Below are 25477 nucleotides of genomic sequence, written 5' to 3' on the forward strand. Positions count from 1 at the left end.
AGCAGATCGCCACCCTTTTCGCCCGGGCCCGTGAGCGTCACCAAGCACAGGCCGAGGCCGAGATGTGGGGGACGGGTATTGAATGGACCGATCTACACAACAGGACTAAATGGAACCCAACCTACTAGACCGTAACCAACACATTTTGTCCTATAGCCCCTGACCTGGGTGGGAATCCTCGCTATTGCGCTCGCGAGCATCGCGGATTTTGTGTTGTTTTTCTTCGATAATGGCTCCCGCTATATTCTCTACACCCTCCCGCTGTGGTTCCTTGGCATCGGATGTTTTGCCTGGCTAGGGCGGAGTGAGGAGCGCAGCGGAAAATCGCCTAATAAACGAGGTCGGTGAAGGTTACGGCTCCGGCCCGTGTACCTCTTTTCTGGTGAACCATTTCGCCGGCGGCGTGGCTTTCGTGCGCGGCAGATCGCCTGTTCGGCAAGCTCAACGCGCTCGGCATAACGTGGCGCGCGCTATCCTCACCGTCACGTCACCAAATTCTCGGTACGATAGGGGAATGACCAGCGCGGAGCCCTGCCCCGCGCAGCAGGGCAAGTACAGGTAGGCCGCTCGCGGCCGTGACAAGGAGCCGCACAGTTGAGCCAATCGCAATCCTTCGCGTTCGATACCCAAACCCGTATCCCCAAGGTACGCATCGGGGTCGGCCGCGCGCACGGCAAAGCGATCCTATTCGGCGAACATGCCGTGGTCTACGGTGCCCCGGCAATTTCTCTTCCCGTTCATGTACTTCCCGTTATCGCCAACGCCACCATCACCACTGGCGAATCAACGATTAGTTCCGAACTTTATCGCGGCCCGGCTGCTTCCGCCCCGGAGCGCCTGAGCCCCGTGGTCGCGGCTATCGACGCCGGGCTTGATTTCGTGGCCCCGGGCAGCTCCGCCCACGTCACCATTTATTCCGATATTCCTTATGAGCGCGGACTCGGTTCCTCAGCGGCGGTCGCTGCCGCGATTGTGTCAGCCATTGCCGATGCTGCGGGGGTGCGCCTCTCACCCGCTGAGCGTTTCCTCCTCATCCAGGTGGCCGAACGGGTTGCCCACGGGCGCCCCTCGGGGATGGATGCGCACGGCGTCGTCGCCGATACCGTTATTAAATTCCAGCGCCCAGACGTCACTCCGTTGATCGTGGCGCGCCCCCTGCACGTGGTTATCGGTGACTCCGGGGTGCCCGGGGCCACGCGGCAGGCCGTCGGTTCGGTCCGTGAGCTGCGCGAACAGTTCCCGGCGAAGGTGGAGACGCTGGTGGCGCGCCTGGCCGGATACGCGGCGGATGCGGAAATGCAGCTCGCAACGGGGGACTGGGCGAGCATGGGGGAGAATATGTGGCGCGCCCATGCTACCCTCGCGCAGCTGGGTGTTTCCTCCGCGGAACTCGATACTCTTGTAAACGCTGCTCACGGTGCTGGCGCGCTCGGCGCGAAGATGACCGGCGGCGGGATCGGCGGGTGCGTTATTGCCCTGGCGGAGAACAGTGCTCACGCGAAAGACATCGCCGCGGCGCTGAGTGCAGCAGGCGCGGCCAACGCCTGGTCTACCTGGGTGGAGGCCAGCAAATGAGCACCGCGCGCGCCCACCCGAATATCGCCCTCATTAAATACTGGGGCAAAGCGGATGACGAGCTCATGCTCCCCGCCGCACCTTCAGTTTCCCTTACACTCGATATTTTTCCGACGACGACGACAGCCCGCCTCGCCCCCACTTCCCACCGTGATCGACTCATTCTCAACGGCCAGGAAGCGAGTGAAAAAGCGCTCGCCCGAGTCGAGCGGGTTCTCGATGTGATACGCGACCAGGCCGGGCGTAGCGAAAAACTGCTGGCCATCAGCGATAACGAAGCACCGACGGGCGCCGGAATGGCCTCCTCGGCCTCCGGGTTCGCGGCCCTGGCGCTCGCGGCCGCCACGGAATACGGAATGGATGTGAACACCGCTCAGCTCTCTCGCTTGGCCCGGCGCGGTTCAGGATCTGCCGCGCGTTCGGTCATTAGCGGGGTGGCGCTCTGGCATGCCGGTACGGATGAAGAATCTTTTGCCGAAGAAATCTCGGCTCCGCCGCTGGCCATGGTCTCGGTGGTATTAAACACTGCTCACAAGAAAATTACCTCCCGGGAAGCGATGGTCACCACCCGCGCTACCTCGCCGTATTACCGCGGCTGGGTGGAATCCACTCGCGATATGGCCGCTCAGATGGTGGATGCCTGCAAGGCGGGGGACATGCAGCGGATTGGTGAGCTCACCGAGCTTTCCGCGCTGCGTATGCACGCTCTCATTATGAGCTCCGAACCGCCGATTCATTACCTAACTTCCGCGTCCTGGCGAGTATTTGAGCTGGCCCGCACTCTGCGTGGGGTGGGTTTGGATGTGTATGCCACCGCGGATGCCGGGCCGAACGTGGTGCTCCTAACCCGCCCGGAGCTCGCCGCCGAAGTAGCACGCCACGCTGAAGCCCTCGGCAAAGTAAGCATTGCTCACGCGGGGAACGGTGCTTACCTCGTGGAGGAGCCGGAGTCTCACCGGGAGGTGTTGTGAGCGACACAGAGATGCAGGAGGCTCCCGTACGCATCCATGCCAATGCGCCGGGCAAGCTTTATATCGCGGGGGAGTACGCCGTGGTGGAGGCCGGCCGGCCGGCGATTCTTATCGCGGTGAACCGTTTTATCGACGTCGTTCTTACCCCGGCGGAAGGCTCCGGGCTGGTGCGTTCGCACGGCAACGGTTTCGCACCTCTCTACTGGCGCCACGAAAACGCGCTCCCTGTTTTTGATGATATCGGCTCCGATTACGCTGCCAATGCGATCCGCACTGTTGAGGCGCTGCGCAGTGAACGCGGCCGCGAGGCCCGCCACTACAACCTCGATATCACCTCCGGTTTGGTCGAAGAGGACGGCCGCAAATACGGCCTGGGTTCCTCGGCCGCGGTAACGGTAGCAATTGTGGATGTGCTCAACCGTTTTTACCATCTCAAGCTCACCCTGGAGGAACGCTATAAGATCGCGCTGCTTTCCGTTTTGGAGCGGGCCCCGCGGGCCTCGGGTGGGGATATTGCCGCCTCCACCTACCGCGGTTGGGTCTACTACCGTTCCCCGGACCGCGCGGGCCTGAGCGAATACGCGCGCAGCCACAGCGTGACCGAAACGTTGAACGCCCCGGCGTGGGATTGCTGGGCGGTGGAATCGCTGCCCGCTCCCGTCCACGAAGAACTCCTGGTGGGGTGGACCGGCTTGCCTGCCTCCACCGAGCATCTGGTTTCCGGGGTACAGGCGCGCTCGCGCGGCGCCTACTTCCCCGGTTTCCTAGACGAATACGAGGATGTGGTGGAGCGCCTGGCCACCCAGTTGCGCACCGGCGGCCGCATCGGTGCCGAGATCACCGCCGCGCGCCGGCTCCTGCGCCAGCTGGGCGCCAGCTCGGGTATCACCATCGAAACCGAGCGCCTGACTCACTTGTGCGACGTCGCCGCAGGGCTGGGGGGAGCTGCCAAATCATCCGGAGCTGGCGGGGGTGATTGCGGGATCGCCCTGGTAGGAAGCGATGTGGATAAAGACGCGGTATATCGGGGCTGGCGCGCAGGTGGCGTCGAACCGCTCGACCTTACGGTGGTGGAAGGATGAGTGCGGCGAATGCTGCCGGCATGGCTGGGGCTAGAGATTCGCGCGGTGCGGGCGATGGGGCTGGTGCGCAGCAGGGTACTTCCCGGGCGGCGCGCAAAGACGAGCACGTAGCGCTGGCGCGTGCGCAGGAAATCCGCCGCAATGATTTCGACTGTGTGAACCCTGTTCACCACGCTCTGGCCGCTTGTGATGTGGCGGCGGTGGACCTGTCTACCCGGGTCGGGCCGTTTAGCTGGCCGGTGCCCTTTTATATCAACGGGATGACCGGGGGCACGGAGGCAACCGGGAAGATTAACCGAGTGTTGGCCATCGCGGCGCGGGAAGTGGGCGTGCCGATGGCAAGTGGGTCCGCCTCGGTGGCCCTCGATGATCCGAACACGGCTTCTTCTTTTACCGTGATTCGGGAAGAAAATCCGCGCGGTTTCGTCATGGGAAATATTGGGGTGGGGCGCAGCGGCGCGGATGCCCGGCGCGTGGTTGAACTTCTGGAAGCGGACGCACTCCAGCTCCATCTCAATGCCGGGCAAGAAATTGTTATGCCCGAAGGGGAACGCGAATTTTCCGGCTGGCGTGCCTCGGTGGAGGAAATCGTGGCGCAGGCTGGTGTGCCGGTGATCGTCAAAGAAGTGGGATTCGGGATCTCGCGAGAAACGCAACGTGTTCTTGCGGATCTAGGTGTGCAGGTGGTCGACGTCGGGGGAGTGGGCGGCACGGACTTCGCCCGTATTGAGAATTCCCGGCGGGAAGCGCGCGAGTACTCCTACCTGGCTGAATTTGGCCAATCCGCCCCGCTCTGCCTGCTCGAAGCGGAGGCCGAAAGCGGGCTTGACTTGCTTGCTTCGGGCGGGGTGCGCACTCCTTTCGACGTCGTCCGTGCGCTTATTTTGGGCGCCCGGGCGGCTGGCGTTGCTCGCCAATTCCTCGAGCTGGCTGTCCAGGGGGAGGAAGCGGCTGTGGCAGGTTTGCGTTCCTGGCGGGATCAGGTACGCGCGCTGCTGGCGCTGCTCGGTGCGCCAACGGTCAGCGCGGCGCGGCAGTGCCAGGTGTTTATTACCGGGAAGCTGGCCGAACGGGCCCGGCTGCGCGGCGTCGATCTTGAGGCGTATGCGCGGCGTGGTGCTGCGGCGGATAACTGAATTTCGTAAATAGTTCGGTGAACGAAGCAGACCGCTCATCACTCCTCACACCGGGCCCGAATCCGGATATAGTGGAGCAAAGTGAAGGTGCGGATCCCGGTTCTGTCTAGGCGTCCCGTTTGGATGATAGTGAGGGTGGGTTCCGTGTGGAATACCTTGTTCGGGGAGGATGAGGGACGTGATTACGGGGGAGGAAGCGGTACGCCTCGCAGCTGAGCGTCTGCGTAAGTATTACCCGGAATTTAAGATTTATTCTCGTGGGTGGTTGGAAGATGACGAGTATTATTGTCCTAGCGTCTTCGTTAAATATCCGTCAAAAGGGCCACCCGGTTTTCTTGTGAACAAACAAACTGGTGAAGTTGAGGAGTACCAGTATCGCCCTAATCGTCCTATTGCTGCACGGTTAGAAGCAATGAAGCGAACTAAGTATTTGTTCCGTAGGGTGATTATCCGACCTCGACGTTTCCGTCGTATGTGGAATACCTTGTTTAGGAAGGATTAGGGAAGTGATTACGGCAAAGGAAGCAGAACGCATCGCTGCTGAACGCCTGCATGAACTCTATCCAAAAGATAATGTCATTTCTCATGGGTGGGCTGAAGATGGTGAGTCTTATGCTCCGATGCTATCGTTGGGGCGTGATTTGAAGGGGTCACCAAGGTTTTTCGTGAATAAAAAGACCGGTGAGACTGAAAAATTCCATTATCGTCCTAATCTTCCTATTGCGGCACGGTTAAAAGCAATGAAAGTGACTAAATATTTAGTCCCTAAGGTGGTTATTTCCCCTTAATGGTTACCCACGCGGAGACGTTGCCTGAGCCCGCGATACCGATGCCGCACCCAACGATCCGTCTTTTTAAGATGTATAAGATGTATAAGAAGTAAAAGATAGTAAAGGCCGAGATCTGCGTACAAGCATGGCGCGTAATCCATTCAGATCAAAAGGTAATGTGATGACCGTCAAATCCTCTTCTCTTTGACGCGACGTAGCGGATGGTATTACGCGCTCTTTTCGTGTGGTAATTCTCGGGAACTGTACTGCGCTCGTACGACATGCGAAGTACAGCTGTGAAAAACATACCGTCTCCCGCCGAGGCTCATGTGACTCCTGAGGTACGTGAGGTTGCCGCACCTCAGCGTTGCGTCCCTGTAAAACGACGCCGCACCGACATCGCATCTGACCTGCCCTAATAACCCCACTCCCACACTGCCTTATGAGATGTCCCACAGGGGTGGTTCTTTCCTCAACTGGATTTCTGGGCGGCGAGCGCCTAACGTAATCCACATGGCGAACAGGACCACTCAGATGCGCACCGCGATGCGCGGTGCCTGCGTGCGTACCTGCATGTGCCCCATGGGTTGCATGTGTTGCTGTCGCTAGTTCGCCAGCGGAACCCGAAAACTAGCTGCCCCATACCTAACGGCCGGGCATTTTCGGATAGCCAGCGCGGACAAGCGGCACCCCGGCGCTCGATTCCCGGGGATTAGCACAATTGTGGATAATGCGATGTCCGCGGTGGCACGGCCTTGCGTCTCGTTCCCAAAATCCCGCATTATCCACGGTCAACCCAACACCAAGTAAGGAAGAACCGTGGCATTTGCACAAACCTCACGTATTCGTCGTCGCGTCCTGGGCGGGCTTTCCGCCCTGGCGGCGCTCACCATGGCCCTTACCGGGTGCTCCAGCCCGGATATATCCGGCTCGGGTGACTCCGCCGCCGGTACCACCGCCGGTTCCGGGGCCGGCGCAGAGAGCGCCACCGTGGGGGCCCGCACCCCGGAACAGATCAAAGAGGCTGGGGCCATCAAGATCGGCACCTTTGCTGATAAGGCACCTTTTGGCTCTCTCGTTGGGAAAAACACCTACGAAGGCTACGACATCGTTTACGGGGAACGTATCGGTAAAGACCTGGGCGTGAAGGTTGAATGGGTCCCGGTGGATGCCTCCTCGCGGGTGGAATTCCTCAAATCCGGGAAGGTTGATATTATCCTCGCGAACTTCACGGTGACCCAGGAACGTGCCGCGCAGGTGGACTTCGCCAACCCGTATATGAAGGTATCTTTCGGTGCTGTTTCCAGCGCGAAGAACCCGGTGCGTTCGGAAACGGAACTCGCGAATAAAAATATTATTATCGTCAAGGGCACCAGCCAGGACGCGTGGATTACCGCCAACCATCCGGAGTGGAAGGTGACGAAGTACGAGCAGTACACCGAAGCCACGAATGCCCTCACCGACGGGCGCGGGGACGTGTGGATCACAGACAACACCGAGGCCCTTGCTTTCACCGAACAAAACAAGGATTTCGTGACCGGTATTTCCTCCTTTGGAGAGGAATCCACCATCGCGGCAGCCGTCCAGCAGGGGAATACCCAGCTGCGCGACTGGATCAATAACGATCTTGTGGACCTGGGCAAAGAGAATTTCTTCCACAAGAACTTCGAGCAGACCCTCGCCCCGGTCTACGGCACCGCGATCTCGCCCGATGAACTCGTGATCGAAGGCGGGGCTCGCTAAGAGTTCCCTCCTCCCGCAGGTGCGGGCCGCTCGAATGGCCTCAACCGGCCGCCCGCCGTGAACCGACCGGGCGGCCCGTGCCGCGGAGAGAACTTCTAGCACAGCCAAACCCCAGCGAGGATATTTCATGGATCTATCAGTACTGAGCGAAGCGTGGCCCCTGTATATGCAGGCCATGCTTGTCACGCTCCGCATCGGCGCCATCGGCGTGGCCGCCTCCCTCCTCCTCGGATGGGTGTGCGCCGCGCTCGTGCATTTCCGGGTTCCTATTGCGCGCCAGCTCGTGGCTGTCTACATCGAGCTATCGCGCAATACCCCGCTCCTTGTCCAGCTTTTCTTTCTCTATTTCGGCCTCCCGAAAATTGGACTCACCCTCACCGGGGAAACCTGCGCGATTATCGGGCTGACCTTCCTGGGTGGCTCCTATATGGCGGAAGCTTTCCGCTCCGGGCTGGACTCGGTGCCGCGTATCCAGCGTGAATCCGCCCTTGCCCTCGGGCTCACCCGCCGCCAGGTCCTCACCCGGATCCTGCTCCCGCAGGCGGTTGCGGTAGCGATGCCGGCGCTCACCGCGAATATTATTTTCCTCGTTAAAGAGACTTCGGTGGTATACGTCGTTGCCGTTCCGGATCTCATGTACCTGGCCCGCGAACATATGGGCCTGCAATCCACCACGCAGGAATCCCTCCTGCTCCTGACGGTGTGCTACACAATTATTTTGCTCCCCGTGGCCCTTGGGGCACGCTGGCTGGAAGGGAGGATGCGCCGCTATGCTGCCGTTCGCTAACGCCACCTTCGCTTCCGTGTCCGCGTATATAACGACGCCGCCCGGCGTTCTCACGCCCAACGCACCCACCGCCGGCGGGGAAGGCTGGCGCCCGCTCCTCGACCCGGAAAATATCTCTCTCCTTTTCCAAGGGCTGTGGGTCTCGGTACGCATTGCCCTCATCGCAATGGCGCTCTCCCTCCTTTTCGGAACTCTCCTGGGCCTGGTCATGGACGTGCGCTCGCGCCTGGTCCGTTTCCTCACCCGCGCCTACGTGGAGGTGCTACGCATCATCCCGCAGGTGGTTCTCCTCTTCATCGTCTACTTCGATTCCACCCGCACCTTCCACCTCGATATGTCCGGCGAGCTCGCCGCGATTATCGTTTTCACCCTGTGGGGGACTGCGGAGATGGGGGACCTGGTGCGCGGCGCCATTGCCGCCGTACCCGCCCACCAATACGAATCCGCCCGTGCGCTCGGGCTCTCCACCCGCCAGCTGCAGCGCCACGTGATTCTCCCGCAGGCTATCCGCCAGCTCATCCCCCTCACGGTCAATCTCACAACCCGCATGATTAAAACGACGGCGCTCGTCTCCCTCATCGGCGTCATCGAAATCCTCAAAGTTGCCCAGTCGATTATCGACCGGGAACGCTTCGACTACCCGGATGCCGCCCTGTGGATTTACGGCGCGGTCTTCCTCATCTACTTCGTGGTCTGCTACGCGATTTCCGCTTATTCGCGCCACCTGGAAAGGAAACTGGCACTATGACAAGCCCGGCATATTCACAGCCCCTCGACCCTGCCCTCGCACCCAGCCCGCTAGCTTTGCGTGGCGCGGCCGGGCATGCACAAACGTTGCGTTTGGTCGACGTCGACAAAACCTACCCGAATGGCGTGCATGCCCTCCAAGGTATTTCGCTGGAAGTGGCGCCCTCCGAAGTTGTTGTCGTCGTCGGCCCATCTGGATGCGGCAAATCCACCCTGCTACGCACCATCAACGGGCTGGAGGATATCCAATCCGGCAGCATCTCCTACGGTGAGCAGAACCTCGCGGAACCGGGCACGGACTGGACCGCGGCGCGGGCCCGCATCGGTATGGTTTTCCAGAACTACGAGCTCTTCCCGCACCTGTCTGTCCTCGAGAATCTGCTCCTCGCCCCGCGCGTGGTACGCAAGGCACCCACCGGCCCCACCCGCGCACGCGCCCTCGCCTTGCTCGACCGCGTCGGGCTGGCGAGCCGCGCCGATGCGCGCCCCAGCCAGCTTTCCGGCGGGCAGAAGCAGCGGGTGGCGATTGTGCGTGCCCTCATGATGGAGCCGGAGGTGCTGCTCCTGGACGAAATCACCGCCTCGCTGGATCCGGAGATGGTGCGCGAAGTGTTGGATGTGGTGCTGGAGCTAGCCGGCGGTGGGATGACGATGCTGCTCGTCACCCACGAAATGAGTTTTGCGCGGGCCATTGCCGACCGCGTGGTCTTTATGGATGCCGGGAAGATCGTGGAAATCGATAGCCCCGAGCGCTTCTTCACCAGTCCTGCCTCGGCGCGCGCCCGCGCCTTCCTCAAGACATTCGTTTTTGAGCCGGTAGACTGAGCGGCGTGACTGACTCGAGAATCACCCCGGACTCGCAGACCCCCATCCCCACCAAATGGGTGGGCCCCATTCACATCTCCGGCCCCGTGCTGAGCGGCGCCGTGGAAGTCCCGCTCGCCACGTATGAAACGCCGCTGTGGCCTTCGTGCAACCGCGGCGCGGATGTCTCGCGCATGGTGGAGGGGGGCATCCGCGTGTGCGTGGCCGATGAGCGCATGTCCCGCTCGGTGCTTTTTATTGCCGACGACGCCGCGGCGGCTCTCCGCGCGGTCACCGCCATCGCGGCGCGGCGCTCCGAGTGGGAGCGGGTGGTGGCCGGGCAGTCGCGCTTCGCGCGCCTGCTGGATATCCACCCCGAAGTGGTGGGGAATTTGCTTTTTGTGCGTTTCGAATTCTCCACCGGGGATGCCTCGGGCCACAATATGGCCACCCAGGCCGCAGAGGCGCTGATGAGCGCGATAGCAGCGGTATGCCCGGAGCTGGAGTACGGATCCATTTCCGGGAATTACTGCATCGATAAAAAGCCCTCCGCCGTCAACGGGATTCTGGGGCGCGGGCGGCGCACCATCGCTGATATTTTCATTCCGGACGAGGTCATCGCCCGGCGCCTGCGCAGTGATGCGCACCGGATTGCCGAACTGAATTACCGCAAGAATTGGGTGGGCTCCACGCTCGCCGGGGCGGTGCGCTCGGCCAATGCCCACTACGCCAATATGTTGCTGGCTGTCTACCTGGCCACCGGGCAGGATGCCGCCAATATTGTGGAAGGCTCCCAGGGCTTCACCCACGTGGAAGAACGCGAAGGCGGGCTTTACGTGTCCTGCACCCTCCCGAATCTCATTGTGGGAACCGTAGGGAACGGTAAGGACCTCCCCGGCATTGCAGCGGTCATGGAGCGCATGGACCTGGCGGACCGGAGCCGCCCGGCCGGGGAAAACTCCCGGCGCCTGGCAGCCATGATCGCGGCTACCGTGCTGTGCGGGGAGCTGTCCTTGTTGGCCGCGCAGACGAATCCGGGTGAGCTTATGCACGCGCACCGTAAATTTGAACGCGGCGGGGCGCCCGCGCCGGTGAACAGTGCTTCGGTGAACAGTGTTCCCGCGGGCGAATCCGGTGCCCGCGCAGCGGAGCAGCACTCACGCGCTAAGGAGGACTAAGTGAATATCGGCATTGACGCACTTGCCTGCGCCACTTCGCATTACTGCCTGCCGCTCGCGGATATGGCGGAGGCCCTGGATGTGCCCGTGGGTAAGTACCACGTGGGGCTCGGCCAAGAACATATGAGCATCCCGGCCCTCGATGAGGACGCCGTCACCCTGGGGGCCCAGGCCGGGGCACGCCTCCTGGCCGCCACCGGTACCGCGGGAATCCGCACCGTCATTTTCGCCACCGAATCCGGGGTGGATCAATCGAAATCCGCCGGGGTTTTCCTCCACGCTCTCCTCGAGCTGCCGCGCCACGTGCGCACCGTGGAAATGAAAGAAGCCTGTTACGGGGGCACCGCGGCGCTGCAAAGCGCCCTGGGTATCGTGGCGCGCCACCCGAAGGAAAAAGTGCTGGTCATCGCCGCGGATATCGCCCGCTACGCAGCGGGCGGATCCGGGGAGCCCACCCAGGGAGCCGGTGCCGTGGCTTTCCTCGTCAGCGCGGAGCCGCGCCTGCTGCGCATCCCCGCGGTAAGCGGCGTATACACCGCGGATATTAATGATTTTTGGCGCCCGAACGATTCCAGCACCCCGCTGGTGGACGGCCACCTTTCCATGGACGCCTATATGGACGCCCTCACCGGGGCCTACGATGACTACCTGGAACAGGGCGGCATTCCCGCAGCTCAACTGGCCCGTTTTGTGCATCACCAGCCCTTCGGGAAAATGGCCCGCAAAGCCCACGCTCGCCTCATGGCCTATACGGGTGACTCGCGCGGGGATGAGGTAATCGAAAGCGGCCTTGCCTACGGGCGCCAGATCGGCAACTCCTATACGGCCGCCCTCTACATCGGCATTCTTTCTCTGCTCGGCACCGACCCGGCCGACCTCACCGATACCCCCATCGGGCTCTTCTCCTACGGCTCGGGAGCGGTGGCGGAATTCTTCACCGGTATTCCGGTGGCTGGCTACCGCGAGCGACTGCGGGAAACCGGGGCGGATGCCGAGGGCGTGGCCGCGCTGCTCGCCGCGCGCGAAACCATCGATTTCCCCACCTACCGCGTCCTGCACGGCTCCCTGCGCACCGATGCCGCCGATTTTTCGACGCCGCCGCAGACCACCGCACCTTTCCGCTTCGCCGGGGTCAGCTCCGGGGTGCGCCAGTACGAGGCGCGGAGCGGTAGCCAAGCCTGAGCCCCGCGCCGGGCGAACAGCGCTGCGCGGCGGGGGAGTGGCGGCGGTGCGGCGTCGTCGTACCAAGATAGCGACACCCGCGCGTGCGGCGCCCCGCAAAATAATCGCCCCGTGGATAGAAATTTGGCCATACTGGAGGGGTGCCACCCGCGCCGGACCGGGCGAAAATCGGCAGTCTCCGAAATCTGATACAGTTTTTCTGCGCGTGTCAAGTGACGAAAGACTTAGGAGACAGTACGATGGGGAACATGACTCAACGACCCGCAGATGTGGAACCGAACTGGAGCGTCTCCGGCGGCGACCACCATCCTGATACCGAATACACGATTTACACTGTTGTTCATCGCCCGGCCGGCAGCCCGGCCCCCGCGGATCTTTCCGATGCCACGGCGCGCATCGATGACGTTATTGCCGCGCACCCGGAGGTCACCCTGCGTGGCTTCTACGATCTATCCAATTTGCATGAGCATGCCGATCTCATGGTGTGGGTGCACGGAAAAGAGCTTGCCCCGCTCCAAGATTTCATGCGTGACCTGCGTACCACCCCGCTTTTCGAGAATCTTGACGTGACCTGGCAGGTTCCCGGGGTGCACGTGGCCGCGGAATTCAACCGCATGCACGCCCCGGCTTTCCTGGTCGGTGATAAGCCGCTGACCTGGCTGTGCACCTACCCCTTCGTGCGCCACGCGGATTGGTACCTCATGGACGGCAAGGAACGCGCCGTGCACCTGCGTGAACACGGGATGGCCGCCTCGAAATTTGAGGGGATCCTCGCCAATACCGTCGCGTGCTTCGGGATGTCGAATTACGAGTGGATGCTCGCTTTTGAAGCCGAAGATCCCACCCAGATCGTGGACCTCATGCGCGCCATGCGTTACACCCAGGCGCGCCGGTGGATGAAGCACGAAACTCCCTTCTTCTTCGGGCGCCGTTGCGAAACGAGCGAACTAGCCAAGATTCTGCGGTACGAAGCCTAAACAGCGCTGACACAGGAGATTCATGGACTACCAAGCCAGCCAACAGACCAGCGCCGCCCTGGTGGCCGAACGGAAAGCTCCGCGTGCCACGCGCATCACCCGCGCCCTGGGCGAGCATATTCTGGCGGGAAGCCCCGCCGTGCAGCACGCCGCCGCGCGCGGGGACCACTGGGTGAGTGAACCGACCGCCTATGACGCCATCGTGCTCGCCTCTTTCGGCGGGCCCAACGGCCAGGAAGATGTGCTGCCCTTCCTACGCAATGTCACGGCCGGGCGCGGCATCCCCGATGACCGCCTCGAAGAAGTGGCGGTGCACTACCGCCTCAACGGGGGCAGCTCGCCCATCAACGGGCAAAACGCGGCGCTGCGCTCCCGCCTGGAAAGCGAGCTGACCCGGCGCGGCCACGCTATCCCCGTCTACTGGGGCAACCGCAATTGGGAACCCTATATTTGGGAAGTGGTGCGAGATGCCTACGAGGACGGCCACCGCACCCTGCTGGCCGTTCCCACCTCGGCGTATTCGGGATATTCCTCCTGCCGGCAGTACCGGGAGGATTTCGCGGACGCGCTTGAATACGCGCAGATCCCCGCGGATATGCGGGTGGATAAACTCCGGGAATTCTTCGATCACCCCGGTTTCGTGACCCCCTTTATCGAGGGGCTCGCGGCTGCCTATACCCAGATGCGGGAGCGTGGTTTCGCGGCGGACGAGGTCGAAGTCCTCTTCACCACGCATTCCATCCCCAACCGGGCCAATGAGCTATCCGGCCCGCCCGAACTGGGTGGCGGACTCTACCTGCGCCAGCACGAAGCGGTGCGCGACGCTATCCGTAGCGCGGTAGAGGAGCGGGTGGGGGCCCGCCTGAGCTGGCAGATGGTCTTCCAGTCCCGCTCCGGCCCGCCTCATATTCCGTGGCTGGAACCCGATATTAATGACGTGATCGAAACTTTGCCGGGGCGCGGGCGGCGGGCTGTCGTCGTCGTTCCTATCGGTTTTGTATCCGATCACATGGAAGTGCTGTGGGATCTGGACAACGAAGCCCGGGCCACCGCGCAGCAGTGCGGCCTAGCTTTCGCGCGGGTCTCCACCCCGGAAACGCATCCGGCTTTCGTGGCCGGCCTGGCCGATCTGGTGGAGGAGCGCCTGGAGGGGCGTCCGCGCGCGCAGCGGGCCCACCTCACCGAGATGGGCCCGTGGTTCGATCTGTGCCCGGCGCATTCGTGCCGGAATCCGCACCTGCCCGAATTGCGCGCCATTGGCGGCTTCATCGGGGAGGGCGTGGAGGCGTAATTACTCGCCGGCTGCGGCCAGCCGCTTCGTTTCGCCTTCTACCTGGCGTGCGGCCTGCTGGGCGACCTCGGTGTCCACGCTTTCCGGGAAGAGCACCGCGCGGTAATAGCGCAGCTCGTCGATGGAATCGTAAATATCACCGAGGGCCCGGTGGTGCCCGAACTTCTCTGGGGACACAAAATACGCCTTGGGGTACCAGCGCTTCGTCAGTTCCTTAATGGAGGAGACGTCAATAATGCGATAGTGGAGGTAATCGACCAGCTCAGGCATGTATGCGGTGAGGAAGGTCTTATCGGTGCCCACCGAATTACCCCCTAGCGGTGCCTTGCCTTCCGGCACCCGCTCCTTGAGGTAGGCGAGCACCTGCTCCTGCGCCTGCGCCACGCTTACCCCGTTCTCCCACTCCTCGATAAGGCCGGAGGACGTGTGCATATCGCGCACAAAATCGTTCATCTGCGCGGCCGCGGCGGCGGAGGGCTTAATAATAATATCGATGCCTGCGTCCACCGGGTGGAGGTTGCCGTCCGTCACGACAACGGAAATTTCCACCAGCTCATCACGCTGGGGATCCAAACCTGTCATTTCGCAATCGATCCAGACAATCGGATCGTTTAGATCGTGGTAACTCACACCTCCATTCTAAGCACACGCACGCGGGCGGGTGGCTGCGGTCCGCGTGGGGAAAGGAAGGTACGACGACGCCGCCAGTTGGCAGACCGTAACTCCGCTACAGGGCGGCTCAATCCACGAGCGCCCCCGAAAGGATTCGAACCTTCGACCAACGGATTAGAAGTCCGGTGCTCTATCCACTGAGCTACAGGGGCATAACATGAAGATTATGCACGAGTTGCACAAATGCACAAAATCTGCAAAATCGGTAAGAACGTGCAAATATGCAAGAACGTACCAAATCTGCAAGTAGCGCTCTTAATGTACCCGAATCGGCGGCGGGGTTAAAACTACGCGCCCGCGTCAAAATAGTGAACAATAGAGGGGTGGCTCAATATCGTGATGTTCCTCGTCTTATCGCTCGCACTATCGACGCGCTCGATAAAGCGCGTTTCCCCCTTGCCTTGCCCGGCTCGCGCGATATCGAAGCGGAGCGCACCCAGCTCATCACCCAGCTGAAAAACCGGGTGCTCCCGCGGATGGAACGCGAGGCCACCCCGGCGGTGGTGGTGCTCGGCGGCTCCTCGGGGGCCGGGAAATCCACTCTCTTCAACTCACTTTTCGGGGAAGAACTCTCCGCCGCCTCGGTGCTGCGCCCCACCACCCGCACCCCGGTTATCGCCGTGCACCCGGATGATGCTCCGCTGCTGGAAGGCCACGTGCTCACCGCCCTGGCGGACGTGCGGGAAAGCGCGGGTGCGATTCCCGGACTCGTGCTCGTGGACGCTCCCGATCTGGACTCCGTGGACGCCGATAACCGCGCCCTGGCCCGCACTCTCCTCAATAGCGCGGATCTGTGGATCTTTGTGACTACCGCCTCCCGCTACGGGGACGCCACTGCCTGGTCGGTGCTCACCGATGCGCACGGGCGCGGGGTGACCACCGCGGTGGTGCTCAACCGGGTGCCCGCGAGCGCCGCCCCCACGGTGCGCGCGGACCTGGCGCGCCGTATGGAAAGCTCCGGGCTGGGGGACTCCCCGCTCCTCATTGTGGCTGATAACGGGCCCACCGCCGGGCTACTGCCCCCCGCCAGCGTGGCCGAGCTGCGCCAGTGGCTTGCATCCATGTCTGAAACCGGCTTCGGTAGGGCGCTCATCACCCGGGCGGATGCCGCCATGTTCCCGCATATGGGTGAGCGCCTAGAACATATCGCTGCGGCAGTGGAAATGCAGGCTGAAGCGGTGGAGCACCTGCGCACCGTGGTGGAGAAATCCGCTGCCGCGCCGCGCGGTGCCTTGCGTAAAGCAGCACTGAGCGGGCGTTTCGGGGCCGGAGCTCCCACCACCGCCTGGCTTTCCGCCGCCTCCAGCGGCGGGCCGCTGGCCGGCATTAACCCGGCCGCCGCCCCCGGCCTAGGGGCCCGCGGGCGTAGCGGGGCGCGCGACGCTGCCATGACCACTGTTTTTGAAGCGGTGCGCACCGCCGCGGATGTCACTCTCACCCAGCAGCTCAGCGATGCCAGCGAAGCTATCCTTACCGCCTGGGCTGGCGGGGTTATTGACACCCGCGAACTCGCAGCTGGCGCTCGCGCAGCCCTCGACCTGGATGCCATCCGTTTCCGTGCTTTCTCCGCGTGGATGAGCTACCTGAAAAGTGCAGCCCACGCCGCACCGCCTACCCGCTGGTTCGGCATCTCCGGGATGGCCGCGGTGCTCGGGGCTGCGGCCGGGGGAGTGAACGGGGCGCGCGCCCTAGCCGACGGGCTCTACCGGGGCGCGGCCGTGCGCGAGGCACGCGAAGAACTCGCGCGGCTCCTCGACGGGGCAATCACCGAAGTCACGGAGGTGTTCCTCAGCCAGCTTGGCGATGTGGAGCTCGGTTCGGGGCGCACGCTCCGGCTGCGCGCCGTCGAATTTAAAGACAGGTTCTAGTGGAGGAAGGGAAGAAGCTCATGGATACAGGCACCGTGACCGAGCGGTTGGAGCAGCTGCGCGGCGTCGTCGCAACAGGAAAAGATCTGTTCGATCCGTATGTGCTTCAGCGTGCCGAGCGGGAATTGGAGGAAATTTCCGGGCGCCTGGAGGCCGGGCTCGGCCTGACGGTGGCGGCGCTCGCGGGGGGTACCGGTTCGGGCAAATCCACGCTGTTCAATGCGCTTACCGAGCTCAATTTCGCGGACGCGGGGGACGTGCGGCCCACCACCATGGATATCACCGCGTGCGTGTGGTCCCCGGCGGCCCGCCCCGTGCTCGAAGCCCTCGGCGTGAAGAAGGACCGCACCATTTCCCATAATTCCTTGCTGAGCCGCTCGAAGCGCGAGCTTGATTCCCTGGTGTTCCTTGACCTGCCCGACCACGATTCGGTGAGCCTGGGCAATTCCGCGCTTGTCAATCGCATTTTGCCGCTCGTGGACGTGTTGGTGTGGGTGCTCGACCCGCAAAAATACGCCGATCACCTCATCCACGATTCGTATATCGCGGCGATGCGCGAACGTGCCGACCGCATGATCGTGGTGCTCAACCAGATCGATACCCTCCCCGCGGGTGGCACGGAGGCCATTACCGCGGATATCCGCAAGCTGCTGCGCGCGGACGGCATCGCTGATTCTGTTCCGATTTTCCCGGTGTCCGCGCTGCACCGGCGCGGGCTGGAGCCGCTGCGCGACGCACTGGAAAAGGCGGCCGGGCTGACGAATGCCGCGCTGGAAACCACCGGTGCGTATCTTGATGAGATCGGGGAACGCCTGGGGGAGGGGCTGGAGGAGCCGCCGGTGCGTCTGGAGGCAGAGAAGGCCGAGGAGATCGCGCGCGGGCTCTCGGTGGCTTCCGGGGTGCCCGCCGTGGCCGAGGCTATCGCCGGGGTGGGGTGGCATTCGCGGGCCGTGGCGCCGCCCGAACAGCCCGCCGCCGCGGTGGTTGATGCGCACCGCGAAGCCTGGCTCGCGCACGCGAGTAGCGGTTTGCCGCGGCTGTGGGCGCGCCGCCTGGACGAACAGGTGAGCGACGCAGCTTCCTTGCGCCGTGCCATTGGTGGGGCGTTGCGCGCCGTGCCGGTGCGACCCGCCGGGCGCGGGGCGCTGCTGGGTGGCGTGCTGGCCGGGGTGGCGCTTGCGGCGGCATGCGTTGCTGCCGGTATCGCGGCGGCGGTGCCGTGGTGGGCTGCGGGTATCGGAGCGGTGCTAGCGGTGCTGTGCGGTTTCGCCCTGGGATGGTGGGCACGACGCCGCAGCGCGGCCACCCGGGCACGCCGCTACCAACGCGCGGTGAACGAGCAACTCATCGCCGTGGTGGAGAAGCACTGCGCTGCTCCTGCGCGGGAGGTGCTGGAGCGGTACGCACGGGTGCGTCAGGTGGTGCGCGGGGAGTAGTAGCGGGTGAGCTATCCACACCTTGCCGAAACGCCGTGGTTATCCACAGCCAGGTGAAGGGGTCTCCCCGCCCGTGTATCAGCGGGTCATGATGGTGTCCACCGCCCGCCCGTGGCGGTGGGAAAGGACAGCATCATGGTTAATGACACCATCGTCGCGGTGCGCGGATATGCCGGCGGCAACCCGAAAGTTTATGAGAATGCCACCAGTGGGGATGTCACTACTGTCAATCTCGGGGTGACACCGCGCTATTTCTCGCGGGAAACTAATCGTTTTGAAGACGGCAATACTATTTGGTACACGGTGCGGGCGCGCGGCACCCTCGGGCGCAATATCCAAACATCGGTGACTACCGGCACCCCGCTGCTGGTGCGCGGGCGGCTTGATATGCGCGAATGGACCGGTAAGGACGGTTCCACCATGCGTGGGCTCACCATCTTTGCCGATGCTGTGGGAGTAGAGCTCACCACCGGGCGGGCTAGTTTCGTTAAGGTTCGCCCGGATCCGGGTGCGGAAACAAATGGCGGATCGTCTGGCACGGTGAATTCCGCGGATACAGCGGCGGGGGAAAGCACGCCGGGGGACAGCCGCTGGCTCAACGAGGAGTCGGATCCTTCTGAAGGGGCGGATGAACCGCTCGGGTCAGCGGGAATAGGCGTGCCGCCTCCGGGGATGTCTCCCCGCGTACTGTCAGCGGATGAAGCGCTGCGCTCGGATCCGTCAGGTGGTGCATGGTGATGCTGAAAATACCTCTACTCGCTGACTATTTTGGTGGGTACACTACAAGCATGCCTGGGTTTAATTCCTTGGAACAAACCTCGGATTACTCCACTATTTCCGCGCCTAGTTATTGAGGGGAGGGATGTAATGATGAGTATCAATATTGGTGACGAAACGCTTGACCGCCTTGAAGAGCTTGTGGGTGACAATGCCGAAGTAGTGGCATACGAGGCTATTGAAGATGCCCTCGACCTCATTGAGGCGGAGAAGATCTGGGCGGATGTTGAGTCCGGCAAAGAGCGGCTTGTACCTTTTGATGAGGTGGCGCGTCATCTTGGGTTGGAAGATTAGTGTCACTTCCGAGGCGGAAAAGAGTCTTGGCCGCCTTGATCCGGCTACCAGACTCGTTAGCGATTCTTTACCACCACGTAGATATCCGCAGTGTGCCGAGATAGCATGCTTATCTACTTGAGAAAATCCCAATTCCACCCCGGTTCCAGTCACATCGGGGGGACTTTTCGCGGGCGGCTCGGTACACTGGTCAGGGCCGCTCGCGCAACACCTAGCGCGGTGCGCGGCACTGAATCGCGAATCAGGACGGGATAAGTGGCTGAATACATTTACCAGATGATCCACGCTTCCAAGCGTGTGGGGGATAAGACCATCCTTGACGACGTCACCATGGCGTTTTTCCCCGGAGCCAAGATCGGCATGGTCGGTCCGAACGGTGCCGGTAAATCAACAATCTTGAAAATCATGGCAGGGCTGGATGAGCCCTCCAACGGGGAAGCGCGCCTCTCCCCGGGCTACACGGTGGGTATCCTCCTCCAGGAACCTCCCCTCGAAGAAGATAAGACTGTCCTGGAGAACGTCCAGCTAGGCCGCAAGGACATTCTTGACAAGATCTCCCGTTTCAACGCCATCGGTGAAGAAATGGCGAATCCGGATGCTGATTTCGATGCCCTCATGGAAGAAATGGGCAAGCTGCAAACGGAAATCGATGCCGCTAACGCCTGGGATCTGGACTCTCAACTGGAGCAGGCCATGGCCGCACTGCGCTGCCCGCCCGGAGATACACCGGTGTCTGTGCTTTCCGGTGGGGAACGCCGCCGTGTGGCCCTGTGCCGGCTGCTGCTGGAAGCCCCGGACCTGCTTCTCCTTGACGAACCGACGAACCACCTGGATGCCGAATCCGTGCTGTGGCTCGAAAAGCACCTGAAGTCCTACGCGGGCGCGGTTATTGCCATCACGCACGACCGCTACTTCCTGGACAATATGGCGCAGTGGATCGCGGAAGTGGACCGCGGCCGCCTTTACCCCTATGAAGGCAACTACTCCACCTACCTGGAAACGAAGAAAGATCGTTTGGAAATCCAAGGTAAGAAGGATGCCAAGCTCGCCAAGCGGCTCAAGGATGAACTCGAGTGGGTGCGTTCTTCGGCTAAGGGCCGCCAGGCCAAGTCGAAGGCACGTCTGGAACGCTATGAGGAAATGGCGGCAGAAGCCGAACGTACCCGGAAGCTCGACTTCGAAGAAATCCAAATTCCGCCGGGGCCGCGGCTGGGCAATGTGGTTATCGAAGCGAAGAACCTCAAGAAGGGCTTCGGGGACCGCGTGCTCATCGACGGACTCTCTTTCTCGCTGCCGCGTAACGGCATCGTCGGTATTATCGGTCCGAACGGCGTGGGTAAAACCACCCTCTTCAAGACTATCGTTGGCCTCGAACCCCTCGACGGTGGAGAGCTGAAGATCGGGGAAACGGTGAAGATCTCCTACGTGGATCAGAACCGTGCCGGTATCGACCCGGAAAAGAGCCTGTGGGAAGTTGTTTCTGACGGGTTGGATTACATCCAGGTCGGCCAAGTGGAAATGCCATCGCGTGCGTATGTTTCCGCCTTTGGTTTCAAGGGCCCGGATCAGCAGAAGAAGGCCGGGGTGCTTTCCGGCGGGGAACGCAACCGCCTCAACCTGGCTCTCACCCTCAAGCAGGGCGGCAACCTGCTTCTCCTTGACGAACCGACGAACGACTTGGATGTGGAAACGCTGTCTTCTCTGGAAAATGCGCTTTTGCAATTCCCGGGTTGCGCCGTGGTTATCACCCACGACCGCTGGTTCCTCGACCGCGTGGCCACCCACATCCTCGCCTACGAAGGCACAGATGAGGATCCCTCGAAGTGGTACTGGTTCGAAGGAAACTTCGAAGGCTATGAGAAGAACAAGGTGGAACGCCTGGGTGAAGCCGCACTCAATCCTGGTGCCGGTGCTCATCGTAAGCTGACGCGCTAAAATCTAGCTGCTATTCCGCCCGCTCGCAGATAGCGTGTGACGCAGGCGAGTCCCGCGCCACGCTAGTGCGTAGGAGCCTGCTGGATGCAGGCGGGACCGCGCGGATTAGTGCCGCCGGTTAGCAGCGATAAATATACGGATATGAGGTAGCTGTTCGGTTATGGTGAGAGCCGAACAGCTACCTCATTCGCTGTTATAAGGCGGGTACCGATTTTAAGTGCGGGTGGTTCATGCTTCGAGGGCTTGGAGTGCGGTGGTGGGGTTATTGCGTACCGCGGCTCTTAGCTGGTTCTCCTCCCATTCCTGGATACCATGCTGGAGTGCTTTGCGTGCTTGCGGCGTGCACGCTGCTCCGAATTCGTCAATAACGAAAAGGAGGATTTCTTCCAGGCAGGGCCGGAATCTGCGCCCGCCTACCGGGAAATGAACATCAGCAATACGCGGAGTGCGAGCATCATTCTTAGTACGCCGGCGTGAGCGGCGAGAATGATTACCACCCAGGAGTAAAGCGTGCGTCCATTCGTCGCGGTGGGAATGTACCTGGACATGTGCGCAGGGGATATGTGAGCGTGGTGAGCGAATATAATCCCAGCGCACCAGGGGCTCTTTTCCAACCCTGCCATGAATCACCGAGAACGTGGACTCATTGACAGCTAGTAAACCGGTTTCCTGATTGAGGAAAACTTCGTAATCGAGACGGACAATGAGCAGAGGAGCGACGCGAATATCGCCAAGCAATCTTATTGTGGGAAGATCTTCCTTTGGAGCCGTTTGTCTCCGCAGCGAAAATCCGGGGTCAATCAGCTCTCCAATAAGCTGTAAGTGTGCTGCAAACTTATCGGTATAATCATTCAAACGTTCGTTCACCACGATACAACTCCTCGAAGCGATCCAGACCTACCATTTCGAAGTAGGCGTTAGTTTCTTTTGGCCCGAGCTGGTAGTTATCAGCGCGTAGGTCGAATTCTTCGCGGGTCATTCTGACCTCACGCAAGATCTCTTCCTTGCGCTTGAGAACATCTTCAAGCGAGTTAAACGTAAGCTCCGGAATGCACAACCTATCCTCGGCGATATCCATATGTCTCACTCCTCTGATCGCCTAGTGGCGAAGTAGTTACTTCTTCTTTTCCGCCATTCTTGCATGGCACAGAGCCACAAAAAAGAGCCGTTTACCGCCCTGTGGAAAAGCGCAACGCGAGCCGATTTTGTGGATAATTTCTACCCCGTTGCTTACAGCTAGGGAAGAGGGGAGCTCGTAGTGCTTTCGCTACGGATATACGGATATACGGATATGCGGATATGCGGATATGGCGAAATATCGCGCCTAGCCGGTACCTAGCTCCTCCTGTTTCCCCATCCTCAAGGCGCGAGATTACTACAGGCCACCCTGGAATCAGGCGTACTGCTTTCCTTAGTTGAGGGCCGGCAGCGGCACGCGGACCATGCCTTCTTGGCTCATGGAGGCAATATGGCGCCCGTCCTGGAAGAACTTCGCGTTCACCAGGGCGCGCCCGTTCTGCGCGGAAACGCATTCCATCTCCGCCAAAATCCACTCCGACATGTCAAAATTGCGATGCCACCAAATCGCGTGATCGAGGGTAGCTACTGAAATTCCGCGGGAGAGCCAGGCCAGCCCGAGGGCCCGCAGAGCCGGCTCCAACATGAATTGATCCGCGGAATACCCGAGCATCGCCCGCTGGAGGGTACGCGAGGTCCCCGTTGGCATAGGTGAGCGCGCCCGTAGCCACAGGTGCTGGCGCGGGGAACCGGAAGGATCGGGCCGTAGGTAAATATCGCCTTCCACCCGCCGCATATCAATCCCGTTCGTGGAGGACATCACTTTCGCGTACACGTTATCCATCGCCCCGAAGAAATCCACCGAGGAGGCCAGCCCCTCCGGCCCGGGAACATCCGGCATCGGAGAAGCCAAGGTAGGCCCGGGCTGGCGCAGCTGGAAGGAGACCCGCGCCGTGAAAATCAAACGGTCACCCTGATACGCCGTAACATTCCGGGTAGAGAAAGACCGCAGATCATTGATTTCCTCCACCTGGAACTCGATGGGCTCATCCAGGTGCCCGGCTCGTTGGAAAGCCGCGGTAATGGAATGCGCCAGCCGCTCATCCTCACCGATGCCGAGCGAGCGCTGCACATCGTCAGCCGCAGCCATGGTGGCCTGCCCGAGCACCTGCCCGCCGTACACTTTCCCGGTGATCTGCACGAGGTTCTGGCCGCGATACCGGCCCGTCCCGCAGCGTTCCAGCCGCAAATTATTGAGAATCGACGCCAAGGGCTCGGTGTGTGTTTCCGGTATATCAATGTGGTGCATATCTTCCTCACTCCCGGCGGCGCGCGCCACGCTTACTTTCCCTCTGCCGCAACTAGCTGCTGATATTTCTCAAATAGCACGGCCAGCCGCTCCTCATCAGAGGCAAAGGGCTTGTTGCGATAAAGTCTATCGACTGCCTCGTCAATTTTTTCGTGTGCTTCGCGTAGGTTGCGTGGCATGTGGTCGGGGTCGTAGAGTTCCGCGAGTGTTTTTTCGCAGTGGTATTCGCGTACGTCGAGTACGCGTAGCGCGCGTTTTGTGAGTTCTTCTTGCGACGACGCCGATAACTCTGGCACGGGGAAGGTGTTATAGACCAGGGTATTCGAGTAACGGAGTGAAGTCCCCATATAGCCACCGACAGCACGTAGCCAAGCCATGTGCATTCTTGATGTGAGGAGGGCGAACAGCCAGGGATCGGCGTCGTAAATCGCAAACGCCAGGTTTGAAATCACGGTGTCCGGACCCAGGTACCCGATAGGAACATAGTCACGCCGCTCGGAAGAAACACTAGGCACGATAATCGAATCCGTGGGCTTATAACGGATTGCTTGGAACCGCCAAGGTTGAGCTGCGTAACTATTGGTGGACTTGTCGGTGCTTGCAGTCCGCATCTGGACAACCCGGTCCAGGCGCCGCTTCACTTCCGGAATCTTAGCTAGTTCTTGCCGGGTTTCCTCCGTGAGCCACAGGCAGTAGCGGTCTTTCCCATTGATGTAATCGTCGGCGCCCACGAATTGCTTAATCACTTCAGATAGCTCGGGGTGACTGGTGAGAAGATCTTCCGCTTCCTGATCGGAAAGGATGAGGTTGCCACCGTCGGTGGGTTTAGAACCGTAGCTCATCTTTGGAAGCGCAGTGGAGAGAGCCTTGGTACGCGCGGTCACGTAGGTATCGCTACCAGAGATGAGGTAGGCGTTGATATTCTCGACAGGGGTTTTCACCGGGCCGGTGAACAGATACTTCGGTGCTGAGGATTCGTTGCGCAGGCTGATCACGGCGACGGTGACTCCGGCATTATGGGAAGCGTTATTACTCCACTTGAAGGAGGTGTAGGCGTAGCCGATCTCGATTCCATCGGTGAACACATGAGGGTGGAGGAGGGCTACCTGCTCGCCCTGGGTAATGGAATTCGTGGTCACGAAAGCAAGCTGGGCCTTCGTACCCCGGATATAGTTCGCGCCCTTAATGAACCACAGGGCAACGTAATCGAGTTTCTTCGGGTACTTCGCGCTATCGAAAACATAGGCGAAGTCATCCTTCTGGTCCTTCGTCTGGTAGGTACTTCCTACATAGGGTGGGTTTCCGATTAAATAAATTTCGTCGGTGCCGTTGTTGGGGCACACCTCGTTCCAATCCAGGCGGGTGGCGTTGCCGTGCACAATATGCCCGGTTTCCTTGAGGGGAATGAGGGGGATATCCACGCCGAATTTCTCAGCGAATTCCTCATTCATTTGGTGTTTGGCCAGCCAGAGTGCCAAAACAGCCATCTCGGCAGAAACGTCGTCGATCTCAATGCCGTAGAAGTTCTCGATATTGATGACCGAAGAAGTGAGGCCAAGGGAGCCCTGGCCGACCTCTTCGTCGGTTTTACTGCCGATTGCGCCGAAAGAGCCGCGGGTGGAGATCGCGTCGATTTGTTCGAGGATGCGGTGCTCGAGATGGCGTAGTGCCTTATAAGCAATGACGAGGAAATTGCCGCTGCCGCACCCGGGATCGAATACCTTAATGCTTTGGATACGAGCCAGCAAAGCCCGTAGTTTCTTGACCGAGTTGGCTGCGGCGTCGAATTCTTTGTCTAGTGCACCGTCCGCGATTTAGGTTTCCGGTTATGGGGTGGGGGTTTGTTCTAAGACTGTTCTCGCGCGTGCTATTTTCTCCAGGAGGCTATCCACGTCAGCTACCCACGTGAATGGTGTGGCGGTAAGG

General features: G+C 61.1%; 23 protein-coding genes and 1 tRNA gene. 18 read left to right on the top strand and 6 right to left on the bottom strand.

The genetic code is table 11. The features are described from left to right. The first annotated feature begins 594 nt into the window (after nt 1-594). The 13 genes from mvk to DDD64_RS06910 all read left to right on the top strand — a co-directional run bounded on the left by mvk (nt 595) and on the right by DDD64_RS06910 (nt 14243). Nucleotides 595-1575: a mevalonate kinase gene (gene mvk / locus DDD64_RS06850; protein WP_126135649.1), complete on the top strand. Its 981-nt coding sequence runs from the start codon at nt 595-597 to the stop codon at nt 1573-1575. After that, on the top strand, nt 1572-2546 hold the full coding sequence (gene mvaD / locus DDD64_RS06855) for a diphosphomevalonate decarboxylase (protein ID WP_126135650.1): 975 nt from the start codon (nt 1572-1574) through the stop codon (nt 2544-2546). Before mvk ends, mvaD begins: the two co-directional genes overlap by 4 nt. Further along, nucleotides 2543-3628 carry a phosphomevalonate kinase gene (locus tag DDD64_RS06860; RefSeq protein ID WP_241227511.1) on the top strand — a complete coding sequence of 362 codons (1086 nt, stop codon included), beginning with the start codon at nt 2543-2545 and terminating at the stop codon, nt 3626-3628. The genes mvaD and DDD64_RS06860 overlap by 4 nt, the downstream gene beginning before the upstream one ends. Nucleotides 3629-3648: 20 nt before the next feature. Then, entirely contained in the window at nt 3649-4764 is a 1116-nt protein-coding gene (gene fni, locus DDD64_RS06865; protein ID WP_206435401.1) for a type 2 isopentenyl-diphosphate Delta-isomerase, read from the top strand. Nucleotides 4765-5270: 506 nt separating this feature from the next. Continuing rightward, a complete protein-coding gene (locus DDD64_RS06870; RefSeq protein ID WP_126135652.1) occupies nt 5271-5552 on the top strand; it encodes a hypothetical protein in 282 nt (93 codons plus the stop codon). Nucleotides 5553-6353: 801 nt separating this feature from the next. Continuing rightward, the gene (locus tag DDD64_RS06875) at nt 6354-7277 is read left to right on the top strand and encodes a transporter substrate-binding domain-containing protein (protein WP_126135653.1); all 924 of its coding nucleotides are present in this window, start codon (nt 6354-6356) and stop codon (nt 7275-7277) included. A 127-nt stretch (nt 7278-7404) separates the two neighbouring features. Further along, on the top strand, nt 7405-8064 hold the full coding sequence (locus tag DDD64_RS06880) for an amino acid ABC transporter permease (protein ID WP_126135654.1): 660 nt from the start codon (nt 7405-7407) through the stop codon (nt 8062-8064). Next, nucleotides 8048-8812, top strand: a complete 765-nt coding sequence (locus tag DDD64_RS06885) for an amino acid ABC transporter permease (protein WP_241227513.1) — start codon at nt 8048-8050, stop codon at nt 8810-8812. Before DDD64_RS06880 ends, DDD64_RS06885 begins: the two co-directional genes overlap by 17 nt. Next, nucleotides 8809-9636 carry an amino acid ABC transporter ATP-binding protein gene (locus tag DDD64_RS06890; RefSeq protein ID WP_276330031.1) on the top strand — a complete coding sequence of 276 codons (828 nt, stop codon included), beginning with the start codon at nt 8809-8811 and terminating at the stop codon, nt 9634-9636. The genes DDD64_RS06885 and DDD64_RS06890 overlap by 4 nt, the downstream gene beginning before the upstream one ends. A 5-nt stretch (nt 9637-9641) precedes the next feature. Then, nucleotides 9642-10793 carry a hydroxymethylglutaryl-coenzyme A reductase family protein gene (locus DDD64_RS06895; RefSeq protein WP_126135655.1) on the top strand — a complete coding sequence of 384 codons (1152 nt, stop codon included), beginning with the start codon at nt 9642-9644 and terminating at the stop codon, nt 10791-10793. Beyond that, nucleotides 10794-11975, top strand: coding sequence for a hydroxymethylglutaryl-CoA synthase (locus tag DDD64_RS06900; protein ID WP_126135656.1), 1182 nt, complete (start codon nt 10794-10796; stop codon nt 11973-11975). It abuts the gene before it with no gap. Between the two features lie 248 nt (nt 11976-12223). Next, nucleotides 12224-12952 carry a hydrogen peroxide-dependent heme synthase gene (gene hemQ, locus DDD64_RS06905; protein ID WP_241227515.1) on the top strand — a complete coding sequence of 243 codons (729 nt, stop codon included), beginning with the start codon at nt 12224-12226 and terminating at the stop codon, nt 12950-12952. A 22-nt stretch (nt 12953-12974) separates the two neighbouring features. After that, complete coding sequence (locus DDD64_RS06910; protein WP_126135658.1) at nt 12975-14243, top strand: ferrochelatase; 1269 nt, start codon at nt 12975-12977, stop codon at nt 14241-14243. Here the strand turns inward: DDD64_RS06910 and orn are convergent, their stop codons facing one another. After that, nucleotides 14244-14873: an oligoribonuclease gene (gene orn, locus DDD64_RS06915; protein WP_126135659.1), complete on the bottom strand. Its 630-nt coding sequence runs from the start codon at nt 14871-14873 to the stop codon at nt 14244-14246. It abuts the gene before it with no gap. A gap of 121 nt (nt 14874-14994) precedes the next feature. Further along, nucleotides 14995-15067, bottom strand: a tRNA-Arg gene (locus tag DDD64_RS06920). Between the two features lie 171 nt (nt 15068-15238). On the opposite strand from DDD64_RS06920, the gene DDD64_RS06925 reads away from it, so the two are divergent. The 5 genes from DDD64_RS06925 (at nt 15239) to ettA (ending at nt 21225) form a co-directional block, all read left to right on the top strand. Further along, nucleotides 15239-16783, top strand: coding sequence for a GTPase domain-containing protein (locus tag DDD64_RS06925; protein ID WP_164545952.1), 1545 nt, complete (start codon nt 15239-15241; stop codon nt 16781-16783). Nucleotides 16784-16803: 20 nt separating this feature from the next. Continuing rightward, a complete protein-coding gene (locus DDD64_RS06930) occupies nt 16804-18219 on the top strand; it encodes a GTP-binding protein (protein WP_126135661.1) in 1416 nt (471 codons plus the stop codon). A gap of 135 nt (nt 18220-18354) precedes the next feature. Then, nucleotides 18355-18957: a single-stranded DNA-binding protein gene (locus DDD64_RS06935; protein WP_126135662.1), complete on the top strand. Its 603-nt coding sequence runs from the start codon at nt 18355-18357 to the stop codon at nt 18955-18957. Between the two features lie 129 nt (nt 18958-19086). Then, on the top strand, nt 19087-19290 hold the full coding sequence (locus DDD64_RS06940; RefSeq protein WP_126135663.1) for a hypothetical protein: 204 nt from the start codon (nt 19087-19089) through the stop codon (nt 19288-19290). Between the two features lie 255 nt (nt 19291-19545). After that, on the top strand, nt 19546-21225 hold the full coding sequence (gene ettA, locus DDD64_RS06945; RefSeq protein WP_126135664.1) for an energy-dependent translational throttle protein EttA: 1680 nt from the start codon (nt 19546-19548) through the stop codon (nt 21223-21225). A gap of 228 nt (nt 21226-21453) precedes the next feature. Here the strand turns inward: ettA and DDD64_RS06950 are convergent, their stop codons facing one another. From DDD64_RS06950 to DDD64_RS06965, 4 genes are all read right to left on the bottom strand, one after another. Beyond that, a complete protein-coding gene (locus DDD64_RS06950) occupies nt 21454-21963 on the bottom strand; it encodes a hypothetical protein (protein ID WP_241227517.1) in 510 nt (169 codons plus the stop codon). 109 nt (nt 21964-22072) lie between these two features. Next, entirely contained in the window at nt 22073-22303 is a 231-nt protein-coding gene (locus tag DDD64_RS06955) for a hypothetical protein (RefSeq protein WP_126135666.1), read from the bottom strand. A 333-nt stretch (nt 22304-22636) separates the two neighbouring features. Next, nucleotides 22637-23551 (bottom strand): acyl-CoA thioesterase, encoded by a 915-nt coding sequence (locus DDD64_RS06960; protein ID WP_164545953.1) that lies wholly within the window; start codon nt 23549-23551, stop codon nt 22637-22639. A 32-nt stretch (nt 23552-23583) separates the two neighbouring features. Further along, nucleotides 23584-25365 (bottom strand): class I SAM-dependent DNA methyltransferase, encoded by a 1782-nt coding sequence (locus DDD64_RS06965; RefSeq protein WP_206435402.1) that lies wholly within the window; start codon nt 25363-25365, stop codon nt 23584-23586. Nucleotides 25366-25477: the final 112 nt, after the last annotated feature.

Source organism: Actinotignum sanguinis, from assembly GCF_003957255.1.
GTDB classification, from domain to species: Bacteria; Actinomycetota; Actinomycetes; order Actinomycetales; family Actinomycetaceae; genus Actinotignum; species Actinotignum sanguinis.

Excerpts from the sequence above, each read along its gene's own strand:
- mvaD (WP_126135650.1), top strand. The coding sequence starts at position 1,572 with ATGAGCACCGCGCGCGCCCACCCGAATATCGCCCTCATTAAATACTGG.
- fni (WP_206435401.1), top strand. The coding sequence starts at position 3,649 with ATGGCTGGGGCTAGAGATTCGCGCGGTGCGGGCGATGGGGCTGGTGCG.
- DDD64_RS06880 (WP_126135654.1), top strand. The coding sequence starts at position 7,405 with ATGGATCTATCAGTACTGAGCGAAGCGTGGCCCCTGTATATGCAGGCC.
- DDD64_RS06885 (WP_241227513.1), top strand. The coding sequence starts at position 8,048 with ATGCTGCCGTTCGCTAACGCCACCTTCGCTTCCGTGTCCGCGTATATA.
- DDD64_RS06890 (WP_276330031.1), top strand. The coding sequence starts at position 8,809 with ATGACAAGCCCGGCATATTCACAGCCCCTCGACCCTGCCCTCGCACCC.
- hemQ (WP_241227515.1), top strand. The coding sequence starts at position 12,224 with ATGACTCAACGACCCGCAGATGTGGAACCGAACTGGAGCGTCTCCGGC.
- DDD64_RS06910 (WP_126135658.1), top strand. The coding sequence starts at position 12,975 with ATGGACTACCAAGCCAGCCAACAGACCAGCGCCGCCCTGGTGGCCGAA.
- DDD64_RS06930 (WP_126135661.1), top strand. The coding sequence starts at position 16,804 with ATGGATACAGGCACCGTGACCGAGCGGTTGGAGCAGCTGCGCGGCGTC.
- DDD64_RS06935 (WP_126135662.1), top strand. The coding sequence starts at position 18,355 with ATGGTTAATGACACCATCGTCGCGGTGCGCGGATATGCCGGCGGCAAC.
- DDD64_RS06940 (WP_126135663.1), top strand. The coding sequence starts at position 19,087 with ATGATGAGTATCAATATTGGTGACGAAACGCTTGACCGCCTTGAAGAG.
- DDD64_RS06955 (WP_126135666.1), bottom strand. The coding sequence starts at position 22,303 with ATGGATATCGCCGAGGATAGGTTGTGCATTCCGGAGCTTACGTTTAAC.
- DDD64_RS06960 (WP_164545953.1), bottom strand. The coding sequence starts at position 23,551 with ATGCACCACATTGATATACCGGAAACACACACCGAGCCCTTGGCGTCG.